A 17827-nucleotide genomic window follows, 5' to 3' on the forward strand; every position below is an offset into this window, starting at 1 on the left:
AGCGGCCGATGAAGCGGCACTTGAAGCACTGTCGGCGCTGCTTGCATGATCCTTAGCTTCGCTTGCACTTGAACTTGCCTGCGATGCATAAGACCCAGCTTCGCTTGCGCTAGAACCTGCAGCACTGGCATAGCTAGATGTTGCGGTCGATGAGCTATCGGCACCACTCGCGCTGGAACTTGCACCGCTGGCATCATGCTTGGCAGCATCAGACGCCGCAGCACTCGCAGCACTGCTTGCGGTCTTATCCGCATCACTAGCCGTCTTATCTGCATCACTTGCAACACTCGCGGCACTGGAAGCTACCGAATCATCGGAAGCGGCAGCACTTGCGGCATCGCTAGCTTGGCTCTCAGCACTCTTGGCACTGCTTGAAGCAGCACTTGCCGCACTGGAGAAAGCACTGGCAGCACTACTATTGCCTGCTTTAGCTGCACTAGATGCGGCACTTGCCGCACTATCTGCAGCTTTGGCCGCGCTGCTTGCTTTAGCATCGGCGCTTGAAGCAACACTGGCTTGGTCGCTAGCATCACTTGCGGCTGATGATCCAGCCTTAGCGGCACTATTTGCGGCACTGGCAGCGCTGTTTGCTTTGGCAGCGGCACTGGATGCCGTGCTTGCAGCAGATTGAATAGCACTGTCACTTGGATACTTCGAAGCAGCTGATGACGCATCGCTGGCATGATCCGCGGCACTGCTTGCATGACCATTAGCGTCACTGGCGCTGGAACCAGCCTGTGATGCATAAGAACCAGCTTCGCTTGCACTAGAATTGGCAGCACTGGCATAACTATGCGTTGCGGTCGATGAGCTATCAGCACCATTGGCACTGGAACTAGCGCCGCTGGCATCATGATTGACAGCATCAGACGCCGCAGCACTAGCAGCACTGCTTGCGGTCTTATCCGCATCACTAGCCGTCTTATCTGCGTCACTTGCAACACTCGCAGCAGAGGAAGCTACCGAGTCATCGGAAGCCGCTTTGCCGGCAGCAGCACTGGCAACTGACTCAGCACTCTTGGCAGTGCTTGCAGCCGTACTTGCAGCTGCAGAGTAACTAGTGGCAGCTTTGCTGTCACCAGCCTTGGAAGCACTAGCCGCAGCACTCGTGTTGGCATTAGCCGTCTTAGCGGCGCTGCTTGCGACAACATCCGCACTGTCAGCGGTCTTAGCTTGGTCACTGGCATCACTGGCAGCGGCCGAGCCTTTAGCTGCAGCACTATGTGCGGCACTGGCAGCGCTGTTTGCTTTGGCAGCGGCACTGGATGCCGTGCTTGCAGCAGATTGAATAGCGCTATCGCTTGGGTACTTCGAAGCAGTCGATGATGCAGCACTAGCATTGCTCGTTGCGTTGTTTGCGTGACCGGTTGCATCACTCGCGCTTGAGCTTGCGTTGTTTGCATAGGAACCAGCTTCACTAGCACTAGAATTAGCGGCACTCGCATAGCTGTGGGTTGCGGTTGAAGCACTGTCGGCACCACTTGCATCGCTCTTCGCTGCTGCAGAACTTTGTGCAGCACTCGCTGCACTGCTTGCAGCGGCATTCGCGTCACTAGCAGCTTTGTCGTACTTGGCTGCGTTGCTGGCCGCAATAGAAGCTACCGAATCATCGGAAGCTGCTTTGCCCGCGGCATCACTGGCAACCGACTCAGCACTCTTGGCGCTGCTTGCAGCCGTACTTGCAGCGGTCGAGTAACTAGCGGCAGCCTTGCTGTCACCAGCCTTGGAAGCACTGGCTGCAGCACTCGTGTTGGCATTAGCGGCCTTAGCGGCGCTGCTTGCCACAACATCGGCACTACCAGCGGTCTTAGCTTGATCACTAGCATCACTGGCAGCCGCTGAACCAGCTGTGGCAGCACTATTGGCCATGCTTGCATTGCTATCTGCTTGCGCAGCAGCACTCTTAGCCGCATTTGCATACGACTGGATCCCGCTATCCTTCGGATAACTGGAAGCAGCTGAGGCAGCGGTGCTGGCATGTTTGTCGGCTGTGCTTGACTGACCCGTTGCGTCACTGGCACTGGACTTGGCATTGTTTGCATAGGAACCAGCTTCACTGGCGCTTGAACTTGCAGCACTCGCATATTCATGCGTTGCCGTCGAAGCACTATCAGCTTGACTAGCACTGGAACTTGCACCACTGGCGTCACTGTTTAATGCAGCCTTGATCTTATTCAAGTCATCGAGTGCCTGCTTACTTGCAGCTGAAGCGGCTGCTGCACTCTTGACCGCTTCACTTTGAGCGGCTGCGGCGGCAACGGCTGCACTACTTGCAACGATTGCATCGCTTGCGGCCACTTTTGCGGCTGTTTGCGCGTCAGACAATGCCCCATTCATTTGCGCAGCAGCAGCACTTGCGGCAGATGACGCTGTTGCAAGACCTGCCGAGTCATTGACTGCAGAAGCAGCACTGGCTTCGGCTGCGTATGAATCATATGCAGCGGCAGCAGAACTTGCTAAGGCATCGTCACTGGCTACAGCAGCAGCCGCGGATGATGCTTCACTGGCGGCACTGGCTGCAGATTTAGCTGCTGCAGCAGCGGCAGTTGAGTTCTTGCTTGCCGCAGCTTCGGCATCAGATGCTAAGCTTGCCTGCTTCTGCGCATCGCTTGCTAGTGACTGAATCGTCGCATTGGAAGCCTGGCTCTTGGCAATCGTCTCCGCTTCACTTGCATAACTTCCTGCAGCACTTGCAAAACTGTTGGTTGCTGCTTCTTGTGAACTGGTTCCGTCAGCGGCACTAGCGGTCGTCTTTGAACTATTAGCAGCACTGGAAGCCTGCTTTGGTGTTTCGGCATCATTAACAACCACCGTTGCGGTTTTAACGATGAAAGCATCGCTTGAAACCACTTTAAAGGATGTATTTGCTGTCAACGTGACACCGGCAGGCAGCTTATAACTCCAGTTTCCATTGTCATCAGCTTGTACCAAATACTTAGTTGAATCATATGGGTTTGCTGTCAGAGTGCCGTCAGGAAGCCCCTTTAATCCAGTAATCGTGACATAACCATCCGCACTGGTTTTACCTGTGAGGGTTGTCGTTTCGTTGGTGACTGGATCAACGGTGACAAAATTGTCTGCGGCTGTGACGAATTCAAGGCTAGTATCAGTTGCAAAATCATCCGCAAGGTCTTTACCTGAAGTTTCAGCAGCCGGAGTTAAGCCTTGAACTGTCGCCGTTGCTGAAGTAGAGCCGTTGTTTCTTAATGTATAAGAAACAGACTTGTATGGTCCAAACGGGGTCTTACCATTATCAGGGTTAATCTTGACATACTGGGCTGTTAACACACCACTACCAGTAACATCAAAAATGCTGGAAGCACTATTCGTATTACCTTCAATGCTGAAAAGAATTGACTTTGGCATATAAATATTAATCTTCGAGTTATTGCCAATGTTAAGCACATGGGCAATACCTGTGCCACCATTAACCGTCAGCTTGGCAGTTGCATCCTGGGCAAAACTCAATTGGCTACTATCCGTCGTCTTGATGACATTAATCGAAGCTGCATCTGTCCCCGTCACATTAACGGCAAGGGTGCTGCCGCTCGCAACATAAAAGCCGCCACTACCGGCGATATTAATGACACCATTAGTGCCGAACGTATCCCCGGTTTGGTTAATGGTCATTGATGAACCTTCATTGAGGTTGACAGTACCATTACCGACAATCTTAATCGGCGTATTGCCAGCCGCACCATCAATATTAACAACTGCATCTTTGTCGACTGTTAAATTGGCACCAGTGTCGATATAAATCGGTGAGAAGTTAGTTTCTTGAAGCTTATTCTTATTAAGAGTAACCTTCGATCCTTCTTTAAACTCCACTGAGCCACTTGTATAAATCAGTGCATTAAAACCGTCTTCATTGGCGCCAGTCGCACTTGTTCTCTGCAGATCAACGGTCGCACCTTTATCGACAATAAACGAGCCACCGCCGTGAACTTGAACAGCCGTCCCACTATAAGTAGTACCCGTATAAGTAGCGCCGCTTTTGACTTCCATGTAGCTAACTTCAAAGTTTTGCTGGCTCCCAGTAGCTTGTGTTTGCTGAGTGGAAGTATCAAACGGTGAAGTATACGTCTTCACGGAATTAACCGTTGTCTTTCCGTCGATATAAACCTTTGTACTTCTCCCGTACATTAATTGGGCACCGGTGTAGGTCACATTATTAAAGGTCACTGAATGATCATAGCCTGAGCTAGGGTTAACCCCCATGATGGTAACCGGGCCCCAGTAACTGTAGCCGTACATGGTCAAGTCATTGATCGTGAGACTTTCATTCTGAGTGGCCGTTGCATCTTGTTCAAACCAATGCTTTCGAAAATCGATCGTGTGGCCGCCACCATTAATCACAAGGTTCTGGCGGTATGCGTACGTCTGTCTATCAGCAACTGAGGCATCGTCAACAAAATCAGACTTCACGTTAATCTCGCTGACAGCCGAATTTGCCATGGCTGCGCTGAACTCAGAAGCCGTGCTTACGTCAACGCTGGAACCAGAATCAGTCGCGTCTGAGCTGGCTGCAAGTGTGCTCTTTGCAGCTTTTGCAGCACTGGCACTGCTTGCGCTAGCACTTGATGCACTGGCAGCACTCTCAGCAGCACTTGTCAGACTGGCACTGCTGCTGTTCGCGCTATCACTGCTCTTGCTATCGCTGGCAGAACTGCTACTACCTTGACTAGCACTGCCATCGCTGGCGTTGCTCTTGCTGTTGCTTGAAGCACTGGCGCTAGCATCACTCTTACTGCCCTGGCTAGCGCTGGCTACGCTACTGCTACCTTGGCTGGCGCTCGCAACGCTTGCACTGCCTTGGCTAGAACTTGCAACGCTACTGGTTTGGCTGCTACTGGCAGCACTGTTACTGCTGTCTGTACTGGCAGCAGCTACTTTACTTTGACTAGCACTAGTTGCGCTGCTTTGTGCAGTTGCGGCAGCGCTGCTACTGGCGCTACTTTGGCCGCTACTAGCTCCCGATGAAGACGCTTCAGTATAGACGGAACTGCTGGGCGTTTGAACATCAGCTTTAACTTCGTTTGGTTCGAAGGCTGTTCCCAACCCGACGCCAAGGAAGAAAGTGGTGCAATTAACCACTTTTTCTTCGACTTGAACATCTTGTATCGTTTCTTCTCGACCAAAACATTCGTTCTCTTTACCTTTTTCATACTCAAGATCCTCTCAAAAATAATTGAGTAAGCTAAAAATGCTTAGTTTCCAACCCATTCTCCTCAAAGCAGTTCCCCCGTGGCACCATCTCCTTTCCGGAATATGCTGCTCACAACTACCTGAACATTGACTTAAAGAAATTCAGAAAGCCCTGATTTCCATTCATCAACAAATGCTTTTTCTGAGTGTTGGGTTGCGGTCTTCAATGCGCCAGCCTGTAACCGTTGATACAGCTGATCATCTTGCAATACCGAAAGTGCCGCCTTGCCCAAATTGCTTGGCGTCATGTTGTCGACGGCCAATCCGTTCTGGTCATTGATCAAAAGGTTGTTCTTCAGGAAGAGGCAGCCATACGCGACAACCGGTACTCCGGCTGCCATCGCTTCAAGACTGTTCATCCCAAAAGCCTCCGACTTTGCCGCTGAAATAAACACGGTGGTTTTCGCCAAAATGTCGTGATTGTCATTACTGTAATTGACCAAGTGAATGGCATCATCGAGCTTTTTCTTGTGAATCTTATCGGTAATCTCGTGATGGTAATCATCATCGGAAAAATAACCTTTAAGGAACAATTCGGCGTCCGGACGGGCTTGGTGGACCTGTTCGAATGCATCAATCAAGTCAGCGATGTGTTTATCCGGGAAAAGTCGACCGATATAGGTTAAATGTGGATGCTCAGGCTCTGAATGATTATCGGCTTGCGCTTCAGCAAATGTGTCCGGTGATGACTTAATCGTTAAGTGCGGCCATTTGCCACTGAGGCTCTTAGCCTGTTCGCGGGTGGCGAAGAAGACGGCAGTGAATGGCTTTTGTTCGTCCAATGCTTCGTCGTAAATAGGGTTAGGTACTTTCTTCTTGCCTTCACCTTCAATAAACAGATCACCTTCATGAATATAAGCGATGGTCCCTGTTGCATGCGCCACCTGCTTCACGGGTGCATCAAGCGTCCGCCGATCAGAAATCATGAGTCCCGGCGTTGTCTTGGTAATTTCGTTCATGAAGAACAGAAACAAGCTGTCTTCAGAATCAAACGCGTAGTCATGGCCGTGATAGTTCATTAATTTCCAGAGGGTCGGCGCAAGCTTGCCATTCTTGTTCATGTGCACGATTTCCAGCACCACATGTTCCTGTCGATCGAAGAACTTCTGGGCAGCAACTGTTTCGTCAGGATTGTAATTCTGTTCCATCGATTTGAACCCGCGCCAATCCCAGAACTCGGTCAGTTCCTTATTACCAAACCGATCAAAATAATCGATGCTGCCAACCAAGCCCACGGTTTCCGGCATAACAGCAATCTTGGCAATGGTTCGACCCAGAAGATCAATCGTTGTCAAATTGTTGTCAATGCCGACAACGTGGTATTTCGTCAACGGAATGGAATCCAGCAAGCGGAGCTCCTGCTTTTTGCGTTCAAGGCCGACAACCCCTTGAAAATAGTCATACATATTGATGTAGTCATCTTTGGCCAAGCCAGCTCGGGAAGCATCGCGATATAAGAATCGGTTATAGTTCCGCACCAACAGCTTTGCTTCAATCCCGTTGCGTTTAAAAGCCTTGAGCCGCTGCATCTGGGAGAATTCAGTGCCGGAGTTAAAAGTGAAGACATTTTCGCCAACCATGTAAATCATTTCGCGACACCTCCTTCCGTCTTTTCTGCGTCTTGTAGGAGATTTTGCCATTTATGCCAGACGTTTTCTTCCGAATAGCGTTTGGCCGACTCGTAAGCATTGGTGCTCATTTGTTGCATTTTGTCCTTGTCAGCAAATAAGGACTGAATCTTCTCGGCTAATGCCTTGATATCGCCATAAGGAGTGACATAACCGTTCACGCCGTCCTCGACAATTTCATTCGGACCATAATTGACATCGTAAGTGACGCCAACAACACCGTGCGAGATGGCTTCCAGCAGGGAGAGATCAAAACCTTCCATGATTGAGGTCAAACCGAAAATCTGTGCCGTGTTATAAGCGCTCTCCAGGTTCTCCGTATAACCTTTAAAGGTGACGACATCTTCTAGCGACAGTTCCTTAATCGTCTTTTCGATCTTCTTCTTCTCCGCATAGTTATTCGTTGCGTCGGGGTAACCATACAGGTCAAGCGTCACTTCTGGCGTTTGTTTATGCACAATCGCAATCGCCCGAACTAAGTTATCCAGATTCTTTTCCGGGGCAATTCTGGCAACGGCAATGACCTTCCCAAAAATACGATTCTTGGACAAAATGCGTTGCCGATTGAGAACGTCATCTGGAACAATACCAACCGGAATATCGAAGGACTTGGTGATATATGGAAAGCGTTTCGTAACATCAACGGCTTGTTTCTTAGTTGCCGATACAAACGCCGAATACTTAGCGCCATTGACTAAGGCGTATTCGTAGTTGTTATTCATGACCGAATCCATCGGCCGCTGGGCATCGCCAGCATGTGAATTGTGCAGATGCATGACTGTGTATGCTGGCTTGTCCAAGTGAATAAGGGCTTCATCAGCGAGTAACGAGCGATCCAAAATAAAGACATTCTCGCCGCTTTCATTGACATCATTGATGAAGTGCTCAAAGAACGCATCAATCGTGTCAAACTGGAAACGTTTGCCTTTCCGATCGGTCAGTATCCAACCGGTTTGTTTAATCTTGCCGTCTTCACCTTTCTTATTAAATGCCTTAACCACCGGGCGGCCATCTAGTGTCAGCCACTCTTCGTTGCCTATCTTGTTGTCCGGCGTATACCACTGGATTAAGGACTTGAAGCCGCGTGAATCATAAAATGCAACCTGATACAGGTTTTCAACGCCATCAAAAAGTTCCGTCGAAACAACCTGTCTGGTTTCACGGACATAGTTAATTCGCGCAGCCAACCGGCCATCAGCTCGAGAAACCAAAACGCGGTTACGTTTATACTCATCGTCGTACTTAAGATCCTTAAGCCCCAAGTCGACCTCTTCAGGCAAAAGCTGAACCTGATCAACATGACAGGTGTTCTGGTAATAATCAAACATGTTAATCAGATGCTCGTCTGTAATGCCTGCGTTAGCTGTATTTGTATGTAAATCCCGCGACCAGTCCCGCAGCAAAAAGCAGTATGGCTCCTTGTGCTTATCAAAAAGACTCTTGCGCTTAAGTTCAGCATGCTCGATCCCGGATTTGCTAGCCGGCATACCGAAGTTGATGAAATAGTTCACTCACAACCACTCCTCGTTGTTAAAATCTCCCAAAAGTTAAAAGCTCGAATACTCGCAAAATATTGTCAAAACAGCGATTATATTCACTCCTCCTAAAGGCAATCAAAGTCCTTTGAAAGCTACCAGGTTAACGTTCCAAAGGACTTCTCTTGTATAAATATTTAAATATCATAACTTAGGTTACATTTATATAATACTATTATCAGCAAAAATATTAATACGCCAACGTCAAGAAAACGGTTACAATTTTTGACTTTTTAAATTTCATGTGGCTTTTCACGCGTTGTAGGCCAGAATTTAGGTCACGTTCACAAACAAAGACGCCATCGCGGCAAAATCGCGATGGCGTCTTTCTTTCACTATTAAAAAGTTTCTTCGTTCAATCTGTCATGGTAGCAATGACCACTTAACACACGCTTGAACACCCGTTACTTGCGCAGTGCCCGGGTAACGGTTTGTTCATTAACAAATGTAAACAGACCTAAATCGCCAAGTTCACGGCCGTAACCGGAGTTCTTAACGCCGCCAAATGGCAATTCAGCATTGTAACTCTGACTTTGGTTAGCACCGACCATACCGGTTTCAATCTGCGCGGCAACTTCTGCAGCGTGATTGGTATCGCCGGCAAAGACTGCACCGCCAAGGCCATAAGGTACATCATTAGCAAGCTCAATAGCTTCCTTTTCAGAGTGTACCTTGTAAACACAGGCAACTGGGCCAAATAATTCGGTGTGGTAAGCAGGGTTATCCTTGTCGATGTCTGTCAAAATGGTCGGCTGGAAGAATGCGCCTGGCAGATCAACTGGCGTATTGCCATAAACGACCTTGGCACCATGCTCGATCGCCGTATCAACCTGACCTTGGAGCTTGTCCTTGGCTTTTTGACTGTTCAATGGGCCAACGTCAACTGAAGGATCGCTTGGATCACCGATTTTGACACTTTCAAAGCCCTTCTTCAACCCGGCTACAAAATCGTCATAGTACTTATCTAGCACAATAAACCGTTTGGAGCTGGTGCAGACTTGGCCGCAATTCATTAACCGAGTCTTGACTGCTTCCGGAATGACGCTGCTAAGATCGGCGCCGTCTAAAACCAGAAAGGCATCCATCCCGCCTAATTCCATCAACGATTTCTTTAAGTACTTGCCGGCAAGCGCCGCAACATGCGAACCGGCACCTTCAGAACCGGTCAGGCATACACCAGCAACCCGCGGATCTTTGATGAAGGTTTCGGTATCATCGTGGCCGATTAAGGCAATTTGGAAAGCGCCTTTGTCCGCACCGCCTGCCAGTACGGCCTTTTCAAATTCGAGTCCGCTGGCCGGTACGTTGCTTGCCGGTTTGATGATGACGGCATTGCCAACCATGAAGTTCGGTGCAAAAACCCGCATTAATTGATAATACGGGAAATTCCAGGGTTCGACACCAAACACGATTCCGGTAGCAACGTGATTCGTCACTGCAGCGCCAGCCGTGCTGTTAATCGGCTGCGGCTTCAACAGTGCCGGCGCCCGGTCAGCGTACATGTCAGCAATTTCAGCACAAAGTTCGACTTCACCTAAAGCTTCTTCCGTGCGTTTGCCCATTTCTTTAGTGATAATCGCAGCCATTTCATCTGCATTATCTCGGAAATAAGCGGCAACTGCGTGTAACGTTGCGGCGCGCGTTGCCGGATCAAGATTACGCTGTGCCTTATAAAACGCATGCCCGGTTGTCAGCATTTCGCCGATTTGCGCAGGCGTTGTGTTCGCATAAGTCTTCTCTAAAGTGTTCGTGTTCGGATCAACGGTTTGATAAGCCATTTTTGTAAACGCTCCCTTCGTGTCCTTACTTAATCATAGCGTATTCCCTTGATAGATGCCAACTGCACACCGTTCCCGCGGCGGGCGAAATCGGCAAATTCCTTGCAGCCCAAGCGCATACGCCATTTTAAATTTAACGCAAAAGAAAAAGACCCGCCAGTTTCAGCGAGTCTCAAAATAATCATTATTTTAGAAGTCAGTCGGGTTAACCTTAATGCCGGGCGCCATGGTAGACGTCAGCGTCAGGCTCTTGATGTAGATACCCTTTGTACTTGCTGGGCGTGCCTTCAAAACGATGTCGTTCATGGCTTTGAAGTTTTCAAGCAGCTTGTCAGCATCGAAGCTCTTCTTGCCGATTGGGGCATGGATAATACCTGCCTTGTCAACACGATAAGCAACTTGGCCGGCTTTGATATCATTGACAGCTTTGGCAGTGTCCATGGTAACGGTGCCGGTCTTCGGGTTAGGCATCAAGCCTTTCGGGCCAAGAACCCGGCCCAAACGACCAACCTGAGCCATCATCGGTGGTGTTGCAACGGCAACATCAAAGTCCAACCAGCCATCTTGAATCTTTTGTACCAAATCTTCGGCACCAACAATGTCAGCACCGGCGTCTTCAGCAGCCTTGGCTTGGTCGCCTTGGGCAAAAACGATAACCTTCGACGTCTTACCGGTTCCGTTTGGCAGCACAACTGCGCCACGGATCTGTTGGTCAGCCTGCTTTGGGTCAACGTTTAAACGATAGGCAACTTCGACAGTTTCGTCGAACTTGGCATAGTCGATTTTCTTCAGCAGATTAACCGCTTCTTCAGGGGTGTACTGCTTATTTGAATCAACCGCTTTAGCAGCCTCTAAATACTTTTTACCTTTTTTAGCCATTCTGGGTTTTCCTCCTTGCAAATGTGGTCACTGGGAGATCAGTTTTCTCCCTTCCACCTGATTACCTCAGTTTTCACTGAGAATCCGAACAGTGCGTCTTAGTCTTCGACTTCGAAGCCCATCGAACGAGCCGTTCCTTCAACCATGCGCATAGCCGCTTCAACATCGGCAGCGTTAAGGTCTTGCATCTTTGTTTCGGCGATTTCCTTGACCTGAGCCTTGGTTACCTTAGCAACCTTCTTGGTATTCGGTTCGCCGGAACCATGTTCAACACCAGCAGCTTTCTTCAAAAGAATTGCAGCCGGCGGGGTCTTGGTTACGAAGTCAAATGAACGATCTTCATAAACCGTGATGACAACCGGGATAATCATGCCGGCTTGATCAGCCGTACGTGCATTGAAATCCTTGGTGAACCCCATAATATTGATACCGGCTTGCCCAAGTGCAGGGCCAACCGGAGGAGCTGGGGTTGCTTTCCCAGCAGGAATTTGGAGTTTGACAATGTTTGCTACTTTTTTAGCCACGAGACATACCTCCTTAAGTCCGTGATGTGGTTATGATGGCCAGAAGTTTTGGCCTCCCACGCGTATGCTGAAAACATACTTAAGTAGCGTAGCACGCCCATGTATAAAAGGCAAGAGCGTTGAAAAAGAATCCCTGCAGGCCCTAAGCTCTTTCCGACAAGCAAACCATGTTCATAACCACGGCCAGCCGTGTTTTAAATACAACCGCTTAACGCATTCAACAACGATTAGGTAAGTCAATACGATGAGCGCCGCCCCTGGCCAATAACTAAGTGGCAACACCGCAAAGTCAAAGGCACGATGCAGCGGCGACAGAATAAGGAACAACCCCACCAACAGAGCCAGCATGGTCGACAGGATGACGATGGCCGATGCCGGCGCCCGCCAAAATGGTGTCACCCGCGTCCGCAAAACGTGCACGACTAACGATTGGGTGAACAGGCCGACAACAAACCAGCCTGCCTGAAAAACATGCTGTGCCGGCAAACTGGCCGCATGAGCCCCGATTCCGAGCCCAAACCATAAGAATAGGAATGTTGTGATGTCAAAGAGCGAACTTAACGGCCCGAATGTCAACGTATACCGCAGCAACCCCTTAGCGCGCCACGGGGTCGGCTTGGCTAACGTTGCGTCATCCACATTATCCCAGGGAATGGTCATTTGCGACGTATCATAAATCAAATTTTGCACCAGCAGCTGAATCGCCAGCATCGGTAGGAACGGTAGAAAAATGCTGGCAACCAAAACCGAAAAGGCATTCCCAAAATTCGAGGCGATCGTCATTTTAATGTACTTCATGGCGTTGGCATAGACCCGTCGTCCCTCAAGAATGCCATCTTCAAGCACCAGCAGACTCTTTTCCAGCAAAATAATGCCGCTCGCGTCTTTGGTGATGTCCGCAGCCGTATCGACACTGATACTGACGTCGGCTTCGCGCAGTGCGGCGGTGTCATTGATGCCATCACCCATGTACCCAACCGTATGTCCGGCTGCCCGCATGGTTTTAATAATCCGCGCTTTTTGCAACGGGCTGAGCTTCACGAACAGATCCGTCGACTCGACAGCCTGCCGTAATGCCTGGTCGTCCATGGACTCGACATCATTTCCCGTGACAACAAGCTGATTGGCAATGCCCACCTCTTCGGCAACATGTTGCGTAATAATGGCATTATCACCAGTCAAAACTTTCACGCGAACGCCGTGGTTCCGCAATAAGCCAACCGCCTCTTTGGCATCTGGCTTGGCTGGATCCAGAAAGCCCAGAAAACCGGCGATCACCATATGCTGTTCGTCAGCGGTCGTATAAATTTCCTGTTGATGGACATCTTGCCGGTAAGCCACCACAATCATCCGCATCCCCTGACCACTCATGGCCGCGTTCGTATGTTGAAGTTGCTTGAGCCGCTCCGGGGTGATCGGCAGCACTTCACCATGCAGCTCGACCCGATCACACACCGCCAGCATTTCCTCAAATGCCCCTTTGGTGATCATCCACTGGTGGTCCTCATTGGCGACGACGACCGTCAGCCGCCGCCGCTCAAAATCAAACGGAATTTCATCGATTTTGGTTAATCCCGCGGGCAAGTCCGCCAAAATTGCCTCGTGCTCATGCGCGTAATTCACCACTGCCGTATCCATCAAGTTATGCCAGCCGGTCTGATAATTGGCATTCATATACGCCATCCGCAGCACCGCCGGATCGGTGGCCCCAGTCGCGTCAACATACCGCATCACGACCACGCGATCTTCGGTAATCGTGCCGGTTTTATCGGTAAAAAGCGTATCGATGGCTCCGAGATTTTGGATCGCGTGCAGCCGTTTCACAATAACTTTTCGTTTCGACATGGCAAGCGCACCTTTTGCCAGATTGCTATTGACGATCATCGGCAACATTTCTGGGGTCAACCCCACCGCGACCGCAATCGCAAAAAAGAACGCCTGGGACCAATCCTGCTTGGTAATGCCGTTGATCACGAACACCACCGGCACCAATACCAGCATCATGCTGATCAAAACCCGACTGATGGCTCGCATCCCTTGTTCGAAGCTAGTCGGCGCGGGTTTATGGCCGATTTGATTCGCCATATCGCCAAAATAAGTGGCATCCCCGGTTTTCAAAATGACCGCGGTGCCAGAACCGGAAATCACGTCTGTTCCCATGAAGACCAGATTCGGCGCATCAAAAAGACTTTGCTCCCGTTCTAAAGTGGCTTTGCCGGCTGTTTTCTCCACCGGCATCGCTTCACCGGTAAAGGACGACTGATTGACGAACAAGTCATGCGCCGCAATCAAATAAGCATCAGCCGGAATCATATCACCAGTTGCCAGCTGAACAATGTCGCCCGGTACGACTTCATCCATCGGCCGCTCCTGCGTTTGCCCGTCACGCGTCACCGCTGTCGTATTGGCAATCAAGGCAGCCAGCGCATGGCTTTCTTTTTGCGACCGATATTCCTGCCAAAAGTGAATCGAAACAGAGAGCGTAATCATCAGCCCCATCATTCGGGCACCGTCATAATCCGCCGTCATAATGGAAACGATGCATAATAAAAGCAGGACCCAGACAAAAGGTTCATTAAAAGCGGCAAACAAAATCAAATACCACGGCCGCGGATGTTGGGTCACGACGGTATTGGATCCCGTTTCTTCCAGACGATCGGCGGCCTCGGCAGGCTTCAGACCTGCTTCACGGGTTCTCAGTGTCGCCAGAACCTCCTGTGGCTGCTGCTGGCTATATTGCATCAACGCCGCCGTTTTTTCCTGGGTAGAAGCGTTATGCCTTGTTATGGTTTTCTTGAACATCATCTCTTGTTATATAAAATGTGGAAGCATGCCGTTTTGGCATCAATAAACTTTTATATAGTTCCTTTCTTGTTTGAGTGGCTGTCTTCATTAAGCCTCGTGATGACGCAAGGCCGGCCACCTGACAGATAACTTCCAAAGAAAATCACTTGTCAGCCGGTCATGAATACATTTCACAATTTTTCCACTGAAGCCACATGAGCACCTTCCACTTAATTATTGCGTTCATGTCTTCGTGGGTGCTTCGTCGCTATTATCTTGTTCCATTAAGTCCTTTGTTCACTCCTTCCTGTAAATCTGCCGAAAAGTTACGAATAATTGTAAGCAATTAGCTTTACTCAAAGAATAACTTGACAGTAAGATGGTTGTCAAAGATAACTAAAGTAGCATTGTTGTCAGGAAGACCTTCTTGGGGGAAAAATTAATGATTTCTTCAGCATTAGCCCAAGCTGCCGCGATTCGTGCCGGCGCCATTACCAGCGCCGACTTAATCGATGCGGCGGCCGATAAAATTGCCAAGCTCAATCCCAAACTGAATGCCATCACCTGGACAAGGTTTGCGGCTGCCAAACACGATGCCGCGCAACTGAAAGACACCGGCCAACCATTCTTGGGTGTGCCGCTGGTCTTGAAAGGCCTGGGGCAAAACTTCGCCGGCGCACCGGCCACAGCGGGCAGTCGACTATTCAAAGATGCCAAAGCTACCAGCACCAACAACTTTGTCAAGGCATTACAGGCACTGGGTTTTGTGATCATCGGTCAAAGTAATGTCCCGGAGTTCGGCTTTAAAAATATCACTGATGCCACGCTTTACGGTCCGGCACGCAATCCGTGGAATCTGGACTATTCGCCAGGTGGCTCTTCCGGCGGGGCGGCGGCGTTGGTCGCGGCTGGCATCAGTCTGCTTGCTGCCGGATCTGACGGTGGCGGTTCGATTCGGATCCCCGCTTCTTTTTCCGGCTTAATCGGCTTAAAACCTACCCGCGGCCGGGTGCCGACCGGGCCTGGTGAGTGGCGCGGGTGGCAAGGTGCTTCCATTAATTTTGCCTTGACCCGCACTATGGCTGACACTGAAGCCTTGTTGCGCGGACTGGCAACTACCCAATTAGCCGCACCGTTTAATGCGTCACCGTTGCATCTCGAAGACGTCAATGACCCGCGGCCGTTAAAAATCGCCTACACCACGCAATCGCCCGTCGGAACACCGGTTAGCGCCACGGCAGTTAAAGCAGTTGCGTTAGTCGTGGATGCGTTGCGCGCGGCTGGCCACACGGTTGTTGAAGCACAACCCGATGTGGATGGCACGGCATTGATGAAGGCTTATTATTTGATGAACGGCGGCGAGACGGCGGCCATGTTCCAAGCCTATACCGAGCAAACCGGCCGCGCGGTCACTGCGGAAGACGTCGAACCCGTCACGTGGGCCATTTATCAAGCCGGATTGCACACAACGGCCGCTGACTATAGCCGCTCGTTGGATGTCTGGGATCAGGCAGCCGAAGCTTACAGTCATTTCCACGACAGCTATGATCTACTGTTAACGCCAACGACAGCCAAAACAGCGCCGCGCATTGATGCTGAGCTACAATCACCTGCCATCGTCGATAAAATGAAACATGCAGCTGAGCTTGCGCCGGATGAGCAAAAGCAGCTCGTCTGGGATTTATTTGAGCCCAGCCTCGCATACTCGCCGTTCACCCAACAAGCCAACTTAACCGGCGCCCCGGCCATTAGCTTACCCACCGCGATATCACCGGATGGCCTACCGCTGGGCATTCAGTTTGTGGCTGCGAAGGGTCGCGAAGATCAGTTACTGCGGCTTGGTTATTGGTTCGAGCAGCACAACCTGTTACAAATGTATCCACTAAGCGAGTCGGATGATATTTCACAGGCAGAATAAGCCATTCTCAATGACAATTTGTGTGCAAACGAAAAGCCTTAGTCCAGTGAAAACCGGATTAAGGCCTTTTCTATCCCTTATGTGCTTTCTTACTTTTCACTTCAGGAACGCCTGCTTTGAAATTGACGTAACGTGCCAATGCAAAAAGGTAATCAGACAGTCGATTGCTGTATTGCAAAACCACCGCAGTGACCGTCTTGTCTCCTTCAGCCAGCAGATCCAGCGAGCGCTCTGCCCGACGTGCCACGGCGCGGCCATATTGCAACGCCGCTGCCAGCGGATGGCCACCGGGTAACACAAAAGCGGTGATGCGCGGCACCTGGGCCATCATGTCATCAATCGCATCTTCCAGTGCCTTGACATGCGCTTCGGTAATGGTGTGGTGCCGCGGTACCGCAACGTCGGCCAGCAACTCATAAAGCTCCCGCTGCCGATCTTTCAACGCCTGCGCAAGCCAATCAAACCCCGGTGTTGCAGTTGCTTGCGACGCGACATAGCCGAGCCATGAATCAAGCTCGTCCAAATCGCCCAATGCAATAATTTGCGGGTCATATTTCGGCACTTTCTTACCATTAATCTGTTTCGTGGCACCGTGATCGCCGACTTTTGTGTAAAGTTTCATGCCGAGTCCTCTTTTCCGTAAGAGCGTTATCCGCGATTGAACTGTTTCAGTCCTTGCTGCAACACCAACAACACAATCGGATAAAAAACAAGATTTCCGATCGCATGATAAGTATCAAACAACAAACCACTGATATAATACGCCCAAAAACCCAGTCCATTCAAACTGCCGATGACCGCCATCCCCAGACTGACAACAAACCCGTAAAGGTACCCCAGCAACCCGGCCAAGCCGATTTGGAGCCAGAGCTGGCGCCGAACGACCGGCAACATCAGCACAATCGCTTGCAACACGAGCATGCAGATCATATAAGCCGCGATTTGCGGCAACGTCCACAAGCCGAACCCTAAGACAAGGTTGGAGACCACCAGCGTACTGACAGTCAAGCCGAGTCCCCAGCGCAGTCCGAGTAACAACGTCACGACCATCAAAATATCTGTCACTGGCTGAACGTTGGGAATCGGCACTTTAACAATCCGCAAAACCGTGCACAAAGCCGTCAATAGACCAAGCAAAGCCACCGCCCGAACAGGCGATGGCTTTTTGGCTGACGCTGGCAGCTTCATTTGGTAACACTCAGGTCAAAAACGACTTTATCGTGGTTCTTGACCGGTTGCGTTGTGGCGCCTTTTTTCGCCATCTTGCCATTGATGGTGTACAGCCAGTAAGTCTTCTTGGCAACATTTTGCTTCTTGCCGGCAATCTCAGTGATAAACCCTTTCGAAGCCTTGACCGACCAACCTTTTTTCAGACCGGTCATCACCACTGACTTTTTCGGCTGGGTAATCTTTTTCTTTGCAAACGCCTTGCCATTTTGCTTCAGCTGGTAAGTGACCACAATCTGGTTCGGCTTGCTGCTGGATTTGGCAGCACTGCTCGAACTGTTGCTGCACCCAGCTAGCACAAACATTGCTGCAAAAAAGACAACCAGTGAACGTAAAGCTTTCTTCAACA

At 50.2% G+C, this 17827-nt stretch carries 10 protein-coding genes and 2 pseudogenes; 1 reads left to right on the forward strand and 11 read right to left on the reverse strand.

Annotated elements, in window-relative coordinates:
• The 8 genes and pseudogenes from GSO_RS17835 to mgtA form a co-directional block, all read right to left on the reverse strand.
• Positions 1 to 5094: pectate lyase-like adhesive domain-containing protein (locus GSO_RS17835; RefSeq protein ID WP_010492078.1), on the reverse strand; the 5094-nt coding region annotated here is incomplete at its 3' end.
• Positions 5094 to 5165 (reverse strand): annotated as a pseudogene (locus tag GSO_RS18580) (KxYKxGKxW signal peptide domain-containing protein); the annotation flags it as partial. The gene GSO_RS17835 and the pseudogene GSO_RS18580, both read right to left, overlap by 1 nt.
• A gap of 132 nt (positions 5166 to 5297) precedes the next feature.
• Positions 5298 to 6794, reverse strand: a complete 1497-nt coding sequence (locus tag GSO_RS10865; protein WP_010492080.1) for a glycosyltransferase — start codon at positions 6792 to 6794, stop codon at positions 5298 to 5300.
• A complete protein-coding gene (locus tag GSO_RS10870; RefSeq protein WP_010492082.1) occupies positions 6791 to 8344 on the reverse strand; it encodes a glycosyltransferase family 4 protein in 1554 nt (517 codons plus the stop codon). The genes GSO_RS10865 and GSO_RS10870 overlap by 4 nt, the downstream gene beginning before the upstream one ends.
• A gap of 428 nt (positions 8345 to 8772) precedes the next feature.
• The gene (locus tag GSO_RS10875) at positions 8773 to 10146 is read right to left on the reverse strand and encodes an NAD-dependent succinate-semialdehyde dehydrogenase (RefSeq protein ID WP_010492084.1); all 1374 of its coding nucleotides are present in this window, start codon (positions 10144 to 10146) and stop codon (positions 8773 to 8775) included.
• A 189-nt stretch (positions 10147 to 10335) separates the two neighbouring features.
• Entirely contained in the window at positions 10336 to 11025 is a 690-nt protein-coding gene (gene rplA / locus GSO_RS10880; RefSeq protein WP_010492086.1) for a 50S ribosomal protein L1, read from the reverse strand.
• A gap of 98 nt (positions 11026 to 11123) precedes the next feature.
• Positions 11124 to 11549 (reverse strand): 50S ribosomal protein L11, encoded by a 426-nt coding sequence (gene rplK, locus GSO_RS10885; protein WP_005688081.1) that lies wholly within the window; start codon positions 11547 to 11549, stop codon positions 11124 to 11126.
• A 171-nt stretch (positions 11550 to 11720) separates the two neighbouring features.
• Positions 11721 to 14351 carry a magnesium-translocating P-type ATPase gene (gene mgtA, locus GSO_RS10890; RefSeq protein WP_010492094.1) on the reverse strand — a complete coding sequence of 877 codons (2631 nt, stop codon included), beginning with the start codon at positions 14349 to 14351 and terminating at the stop codon, positions 11721 to 11723.
• A 424-nt stretch (positions 14352 to 14775) separates the two neighbouring features.
• On the opposite strand from mgtA, the gene GSO_RS10895 reads away from it, so the two are divergent.
• A complete protein-coding gene (locus tag GSO_RS10895) occupies positions 14776 to 16251 on the forward strand; it encodes an amidase (RefSeq protein ID WP_010492096.1) in 1476 nt (491 codons plus the stop codon).
• A gap of 70 nt (positions 16252 to 16321) precedes the next feature.
• On the opposite strand, the gene GSO_RS10900 is transcribed toward GSO_RS10895, so the two are convergent.
• The 3 genes and pseudogenes from GSO_RS10900 to GSO_RS10910 form a co-directional block, all read right to left on the reverse strand.
• Entirely contained in the window at positions 16322 to 16873 is a 552-nt protein-coding gene (locus tag GSO_RS10900) for a cob(I)yrinic acid a,c-diamide adenosyltransferase (RefSeq protein WP_010492097.1), read from the reverse strand.
• Positions 16824 to 17439, reverse strand: a pseudogene (locus GSO_RS10905) (ECF transporter S component). Before GSO_RS10905 ends, GSO_RS10900 begins: the two are co-directional and overlap by 50 nt.
• Complete coding sequence (locus tag GSO_RS10910; protein ID WP_025013291.1) at positions 17436 to 17825, reverse strand: DUF4430 domain-containing protein; 390 nt, start codon at positions 17823 to 17825, stop codon at positions 17436 to 17438. Before GSO_RS10910 ends, GSO_RS10905 begins: the two are co-directional and overlap by 4 nt.
• Positions 17826 to 17827: the final 2 nt, after the last annotated feature.

Origin of the sequence: Lacticaseibacillus zeae DSM 20178 = KCTC 3804, from assembly GCF_000260435.1 — a bacterium.
GTDB classification, from domain to species: domain Bacteria; phylum Bacillota; class Bacilli; order Lactobacillales; family Lactobacillaceae; genus Lacticaseibacillus; species Lacticaseibacillus zeae.

What these genes read in the sequence shown, in the direction of transcription:
- GSO_RS10865 (WP_010492080.1), bottom strand. Translation starts at nt 6,794, where the DNA reads ATGATTTACATGGTTGGCGAAAATGTCTTCACTTTTAACTCCGGCACT.
- GSO_RS10875 (WP_010492084.1), bottom strand. Translation starts at nt 10,146, where the DNA reads ATGGCTTATCAAACCGTTGATCCGAACACGAACACTTTAGAGAAGACT.
- rplA (WP_010492086.1), bottom strand. Translation starts at nt 11,025, where the DNA reads ATGGCTAAAAAAGGTAAAAAGTATTTAGAGGCTGCTAAAGCGGTTGAT.
- mgtA (WP_010492094.1), bottom strand. Translation starts at nt 14,351, where the DNA reads ATGTTCAAGAAAACCATAACAAGGCATAACGCTTCTACCCAGGAAAAA.
- GSO_RS10895 (WP_010492096.1), top strand. Translation starts at nt 14,776, where the DNA reads ATGATTTCTTCAGCATTAGCCCAAGCTGCCGCGATTCGTGCCGGCGCC.
- GSO_RS10900 (WP_010492097.1), bottom strand. Translation starts at nt 16,873, where the DNA reads ATGAAACTTTACACAAAAGTCGGCGATCACGGTGCCACGAAACAGATT.